This is a genomic window from Planktotalea sp. (genome assembly GCF_039984035.1).
Classification (GTDB): Bacteria; Pseudomonadota; Alphaproteobacteria; order Rhodobacterales; family Rhodobacteraceae; genus Planktotalea.
Map to the genome: position 1 here is coordinate 1 of NZ_JBDWVM010000414.1, position 4,728 is coordinate 4,728.

Genomic DNA, 4,728 nt, shown 5'->3' on the forward strand with positions numbered 1-4,728 from the left:
CATGGCTTGCTTGAGCATGCCGCCTTTGCCCATTTTGCCCATCTTCTTCATCATGTCGCCCATCTGGCGCTGCATTTTGAGAAGCTTGTTCAAATCAGACACTTCCATGCCCGCACCCTTGGCAATCCGCTTCTTGCGCGAGGCTTGCAGGATCTGCGGGTTGGCGCGCTCACGCTTGGTCATGGATTGAATGAGGGCGATTTGCTGTTTCAGTACGCGGTCATCAATGCCTGCGCCTTCCATCTGCTTGGCCATCTTGCCCATGCCCGGCATCATTCCCATGATACCTTCCATGCCGCCCATTTTCATCATCTGCTCAAGCTGGCTCTTGAGGTCGTTCATGTTGAACTGACCCTTGGCAAAGCGCTTCATCATGCGCTCGGCTTGTTCGGCCTCGATGGTTTCTTGCGCCTTCTCAACCAGCGCAACGATATCGCCCATGCCGAGAATACGGCCCGCGATGCGCTCAGGCTCGAACGTTTCCAGCGCGTCCATCTTTTCGCCAAGACCGACAAACTTGATCGGCTTGCCCGTGACCGCGCGCATCGAGAGCGCCGCGCCGCCGCGGCCATCACCATCCATACGTGTCAGGACAACACCGGAAATGCCGATCTTGCCGTCAAATTCTTCCGCGACTTCAACCGCGACCTGACCCGTCAGACCATCAACAACCAGAAGCGTCTCGCGCGGGTTCACCGCGTCGCGCACATCTTCGACCTCTTTCATCAAGGTCTCGTCGATCTGCAAACGACCCGCCGTATCGAGCATGTAAACGTCATAGCCACCAAGCGTCGCTTGCTGCTTGGCGCGTTTCGCAATTTGCACAGCAGATTCGCCAGCCACGATAGGCAGGGTATCAACGCCGATTTGCGTGCCGAGGATCGCGAGCTGCTGTTGCGCCGCTGGACGGTAGATATCGAGCGAGGCCATCAAAACGCGTTTGCCGTTTTTCTCAGCAAGGCGCTTGGCCAACTTACCCGTCGTCGTCGTCTTACCAGAGCCCTGCAAACCAACCATAAGGATCGGCGCTGGGGCGTTGTCGATCTTCAACTCGCCCGGCTCTCCCTCGCCGCGCAGAACATGCTGCAGCTCGTCATGAACGATCTTAACAACCTGTTGGCCGGGGGTGATGGATTTGGTAACCGCTTGGCCTGTGGCCTTTTCTTGCACTGCCTTTACGAAATCACGCGCAACAGGCAGCGACACATCCGCTTCAAGCAAGGCAACACGCACTTCACGGAGCGCCGTTTTAACGTCGTCCTCGGACAATGCGCCTTGCTTGGTCAGGCGATCAAAGACGCCAGAGAGACGGTCGGATAGATTTTCAAACATGCCTATTGGCCCTTCAGTCTGCTACAAGTTGGACCATATGTAAGGTGGCCCGGCGAATGTTCCAAACGAGTATCGCACCAGTGGGCGCAACGCGCTGACTGATGGCGATCCCCGCATAATCGAGGACCGGAAGATTTATAGCTTCCGGATATGCTTCCGCGTTTAGGTGTTTGACCCTTTAGAGTCAACAGCAGCGGCGTCTTTCAGCCATGCATTGATTGCATCGGTGATGCGCTGCGGGCCTTTCCCATCCGTCAAATAGCCCGTCACAGGGTGCTCGCCCGCGCTCATGCCTTTTTTGAAGATCAGAACGGATCGTTTGGTCTCACTGCCCTCTGTCACGGCATGGCTCAATTCATTCAACGGATGCACCACTTCGCTGTAACCCTGAAGGCTACGTTTGCGGAACGTCAAGGTGTTCTGCGGGCGGTTAAAAATTAGCTGCACGCGGCGCACGAAGGCGAATATGAAAAGGCCGACGAAGACAGTGGAAAACAGAAGGACAAGGGCGGCGACAAGCTCACCAGAGGACAACGCACCCAGCGAACCGGCGACAGCGCCTATGAAGAAGAACGCCAAAAGGCCCGCAACCAAGATGGGCCGATCTTCGACAATCAAAATATCTTGGGTGTTGCGCGTGACCTTCATGTCCCCAAAATTACGCGAAAGCGCCCGCATCTCAAGGAAAGATGCAGGTGCGTTTCAAATTATGCGTAATCCGCGATGCTGTCTTTGGTCACGAACTCAACATCCGTGATGCCAATAAACGCGAGCACATGACGCAAGTATCCGCTCGCGAAATCGATGTCTGACCCGATCACTGTTCCGCCAGAGGCAAAGGCGATGATCGCTTTTTTCCCAGTCAGCAAACCAACAGGACCGTTTTCGCCGTAAGCGAAAGTTTCCTTCGGGCGTGCGATCAAATCGATCCATGCCTTCAGGCTCGCTGGGATAGAAAAGTTGTAGATTGGAACGCTCATAACCACCGTATCAGCGGCGTGCAGTTCTTCGATCAATTGATCGGATAGCGCCAGCGTTTCTTGCTCTGCCCCATTGCGTTCATCAGCAGGAACAAGGCGCGCTTGTGCCCATGCGTCGTCGATCTGTGGGAGCGCAACACCTGCAAGATCACGCACAGTGACGACGGCATCGGGGTGTTTGGCGATGATCTTATCTGCAAAATCGCGGCTTTTTGAGCTGCTCGCGTTTACGGAGCTGTCAATTCGTAGGATGTTCTGGGTCATATGCCTGAGGCCTTATATAAAATCTGTTGTGCTCCTTAATTTGTGCATTGCAAAAATAAACACTATTGGGGAAAATCGCGCATGATACGTGGATTTACGCACAGATAATTGGACGGAAGAGACAATGGACAATTGGGACGAAGTTCGAACCGCTTTTCAGGTTGCTAAAATGGGAACTGTCAGCGGTGCGGCCGATGTGCTTGGCGTGCACCACGCCACTGTTATTCGCCACATCGATGCGCTTGAAAACCGTCTGGGCGTGAAGCTGTTTCAGCGCCACCCACGCGGATATACCGCAACCGAAGCGGGCGAAGACCTGTGCCGCGTTGCTCAGGCAACGGACGAGCAGTTCAGCCAGCTCGCAGGGCGTGTCAAAGGGCAGGGCGACAAAGTCTCTGGTGAATTGGTCGTCACCTCGCTCAACAGCCTCGCGCCGCTCATGTCCCCGACCTTGGCCGCGTTTCAAGAACGATATCCTGACATTACAGTGCGCTACCTAACGGGCGAGCGTCTGTTCAGACTGGAATATGGCGAGGCGCATGTCGCCTTGCGGGTCGGATCCGCGCCTGAACAACCAGACAATGTTGTGCAGGAATTGACCCAACAAAAGGTCGCGATGTACGCCTCGCGCGATTACGTTGACCAGCACGGTAAACCACAAGGGCCTGAGGATTATCCAAAACATCGCTTCGTGGCTCATGATCAAGAGAACAGCCGCGCGCCCTTCTTTAAATGGCTAGCAGCAAATGTCCCTCGTGAAAAAGTGACGTTTCGCGCCACGGACAACCGCGCGATGGAGCTCGCTATTCTCGCAGACGCGGGCATTGGGTTTCTGCCCCAAAACTCGGCCTCAAAGAACGATGCTTTGGTCCAACTCGCGCCACCCCTTGATGATTGGAGCATTCCAATGTGGCTGGTGACCCACGTCGATTTGCATCGCACGGTCAAGGTGCAGGCCTTCCTGAAATTCGTAAAAGAACAGGCAAAAGGTTGGGCACTCGCTTGAGCGACGCACGGCGCGGCCATGCGGCTATGTTGCTCTTTTCCATGCTGGTGGCGGGGTCCTTTTCTTTGGGATCGATCGCCGCGCCAAGTGTTGATCCAGAGCTTGTAACAGTCCTCAGATTTGCCATCGCAGCTGGTATCCTCGGCGGTCTATGCGCGCTGCGTGGAGAGCTGAAAGTCGGCAGTTTCACCGCAGTTTGGCGCTATCTTCTCCTTGGTGCAGTGTTTGCGACCTATTTCGTTCTGATGTTTGAGGGGCTCAAAACCGCGCCCCCTGTTTCGGCGGCTGCGGTGTTCACGCTTACGCCTGTTGTAACCGCCTTTGCGAGCTTCATCATACTGCGTCAGATCACGACATGGCGTATTGCGTTTGGGCTAACGGTTGGCGCAATCGGCGCGCTTTGGGTTATCTTTCGCGCAGATTGGCAGGCGTTTTTAGGATTCCACATCGGCACGGGCGAAATGATCTATTTCTGGGGCTGTGTGTGCCATGCCATCTACATTCCCTTGGTCCGCTTGCTAAACCGCGGCGAGAGTGCGCTGCTCTTCTCCTTTGGCACCACGTGTGGCGGCACGCTTGTTTTGTTGGTCTGGAGCATGAATAGCATCGTTTCGACCAATTACGCGGAGCTACCGATTATTGTTTGGATCACGATCCTTTATGTGGCCGTCTTTGCCACGGCCGCCACGTTCGTGCTCACGCAGTTTGCCTCGCTCCGCCTGCCGGGCGCAAAAGTCATGGCCTATACCTACCTAATCCCGTCTTGGGTCATTCTTTGGGAAATCGCCTTGGGCAATGGCGCACCAAAGGGATTGATTTTGGTCGGCGTGATGTTGACTGTTCTAGCCTTGGGCATTTTGTTGAAACATGAAGAAACAGGAGGGCGCGATGGCCGATTATCAAACGCTTATTGATACAGAAACTTGGGCGTTCATTGAACGCACAAACGCGTGCTATCCCCCTGATACTGCGACCTACGGTGTCGACGATCAACGCCGCATCTATGACGAAATGTGCGCGACCTTCCACGCAGACCGACCTGATGGCGTGACAAGCCAAGACCGTGACTACGGCGGTATCCCGTGTCGCCACTATAGCGCTGGCGGCAGTGACGTGATGGTCATGTATTTCCATGGCGGCGGTTTC

General features: G+C 55.1%; 5 protein-coding genes and 1 pseudogene. 3 read left to right on the forward strand and 3 right to left on the reverse strand.

Annotated features, from left to right (window positions below; all coding sequences use genetic code 11):
* From ffh to ABJQ89_RS18080, 3 genes are all read right to left on the reverse strand, one after another.
* Positions 1-1,332 (reverse strand): signal recognition particle protein (ffh, locus tag ABJQ89_RS18070; protein WP_348497548.1); only part of this gene is annotated, 1,332 nt, incomplete at its 3' end.
* Between the two features lie 162 nt (positions 1,333-1,494).
* Positions 1,495-1,980 (reverse strand): hypothetical protein, encoded by a 486-nt coding sequence (locus ABJQ89_RS18075; RefSeq protein ID WP_348497549.1) that lies wholly within the window; start codon positions 1,978-1,980, stop codon positions 1,495-1,497.
* A 59-nt stretch (positions 1,981-2,039) separates the two neighbouring features.
* On the reverse strand, positions 2,040-2,576 hold the full coding sequence (locus ABJQ89_RS18080) for an NAD(P)H-dependent oxidoreductase (RefSeq protein ID WP_348497550.1): 537 nt from the start codon (positions 2,574-2,576) through the stop codon (positions 2,040-2,042).
* 124 nt (positions 2,577-2,700) lie between these two features.
* Between ABJQ89_RS18080 and ABJQ89_RS18085 the strand changes: the two genes are divergently transcribed.
* From ABJQ89_RS18085 to ABJQ89_RS18095, 3 genes and pseudogenes are all read left to right on the forward strand, one after another.
* Positions 2,701-3,582, forward strand: a complete 882-nt coding sequence (locus ABJQ89_RS18085; protein WP_348497551.1) for a LysR family transcriptional regulator — start codon at positions 2,701-2,703, stop codon at positions 3,580-3,582.
* On the forward strand, positions 3,579-4,496 hold the full coding sequence (locus ABJQ89_RS18090; protein ID WP_348497552.1) for a DMT family transporter: 918 nt from the start codon (positions 3,579-3,581) through the stop codon (positions 4,494-4,496). The genes ABJQ89_RS18085 and ABJQ89_RS18090 overlap by 4 nt, the downstream gene beginning before the upstream one ends.
* Positions 4,471-4,728, forward strand: a pseudogene (locus ABJQ89_RS18095) (esterase); the annotation flags it as partial. The gene ABJQ89_RS18090 and the pseudogene ABJQ89_RS18095, both read left to right, overlap by 26 nt.

Coding starts and splice junctions, on each gene's coding strand:
- ABJQ89_RS18075 (WP_348497549.1), bottom strand. CDS start 1,980: ATGAAGGTCACGCGCAACACCCAAGATATTTTGATTGTCGAAGATCGG.
- ABJQ89_RS18080 (WP_348497550.1), bottom strand. CDS start 2,576: ATGACCCAGAACATCCTACGAATTGACAGCTCCGTAAACGCGAGCAGC.
- ABJQ89_RS18085 (WP_348497551.1), top strand. CDS start 2,701: ATGGACAATTGGGACGAAGTTCGAACCGCTTTTCAGGTTGCTAAAATG.